The organism is Mesorhizobium sp. M7D.F.Ca.US.004.03.1.1, assembly GCF_003998635.1.
GTDB lineage: Bacteria > Pseudomonadota > Alphaproteobacteria > Rhizobiales > Rhizobiaceae > Mesorhizobium > Mesorhizobium loti.
In genome coordinates, this window is record NZ_RZQG01001275.1 from 1 (window position 1) to 1299 (window position 1299).

At 60.6% G+C, this 1299-nt stretch carries 2 protein-coding genes; one reads left to right on the forward strand and one right to left on the reverse strand.

Annotated elements, in window-relative coordinates; genetic code table 11:
* Positions 1–736 (reverse strand): chromate transporter (locus tag EN935_RS36270; protein WP_164771698.1); only part of this gene is annotated, 736 nt, incomplete at its 3' end.
* A gap of 52 nt (positions 737–788) precedes the next feature.
* On the opposite strand from EN935_RS36270, the gene EN935_RS36275 reads away from it, so the two are divergent.
* Positions 789–1166 (forward strand): VOC family protein, encoded by a 378-nt coding sequence (locus EN935_RS36275; protein ID WP_127265847.1) that lies wholly within the window; start codon positions 789–791, stop codon positions 1164–1166.
* The last annotated feature ends 133 nt before the right edge of the window (positions 1167–1299 follow it).

Consider the following 1299-nt stretch of genomic DNA (forward strand, 5'->3'; position numbering starts at 1 on the left):
GGTAAAAGGCGTCAAAGAGGCCAACAGCGTGACTTCCTGTAGCCCTTTCCACCAGCGACGGAAAAATAAGGAGGGCAGTGAACAGTGCGAGCGAAACAGCGCCGCTGCGGGCCGATACGGGAAAACTCAAATGTCCGGGCACCGAGGTCCCCTCGTCGCGGCAAAGCCACAACCCGGCGAGGGTCCCAAGGACGATTGAAGCGATTTGCCCGAACGATCCGCCGAAGCCGACGACAACCGCAATCGCGAGGAGCGCAATGGCGGCGCGTTCCTTGTCCGGCGTCAGCGTTCGCGCCATGCCCCAGATTGCTTGTGCCACCACGCAAACGGCCACGAGCTTGAGCCCGTAAAATACGCCGTCTGCGATCAGGCCACGAAACGCTGCCGCACCGAACGCGAACGCCACAAGGATCAGTGCCGAGGGCAAGGTAAAGGCGAGCCATGCGGCAAGGCCACCTGCCAGGCCACCACCTCTGAAGACGCCGAGGGCGAAGGCCACCTGGCTGGACGCCGGACCGGGAAGGAATTGGCAAAGGGCAACGAGATCGCCATACGCTTGCTCATCTAGCCATTTGCGACGCAACACCAGTTCGCTGCGATAGTAACCGAGATGCGCGATAGGCCCGCCAAACGAGGTCAGCCCAAGCCTCAGGAACACGAGGAAGACTTCCCCAGCGGACCCGCGCTTCGGCGCTTGCACCCCCGCCGTTGTATGTTGGTCGGTGGCGTTGCTCATGGGAAGTTGCCTCTGTTAGAATTGGCCTGGTGGCCTTTGAAAGGTCATCATAATGACGCCAGCCAGTGTTCGGTACATTGTCGAGGATGTCGCAATCTCCGTCGACTTCTACACACGGCGCCTTTGGTTCACTATCGAGCAGGACGCACGGACGGCCTTTGCATCAGTGGCCCGTGGTCCCCTGCGGCTGCTGTTGAGCGGGATCGCAAGTTCCGGAGCGCGGCGTCCGGACCGTCGCCGTCCGGTGCCCGGCGGATGGAACCGCATCCTGCTGCATGTCGAAGATCTGAAAGGGGAAGTCGAGCGGCTGAAAGGTGCCGGGCTGCCATTCCGCAACGAGGTCATCATCAGAGGCATTGCTGGCTCGCAGATCTTGCTAGAGGGCCTGTCCGGCAACGTGATCGAACTGTTCCAACCTGCCGCCCATTGACGGGTCCACAACCTGATGGATTGCATGGCAGTATCATTGGGAGGAAGTCATGGCGAGCGAAGCGGATCGCGATCCAATGCATCAAACGCAACGCTACTTTAAATGGGCTGGGTTGATCCCAGCACTCCAGAAC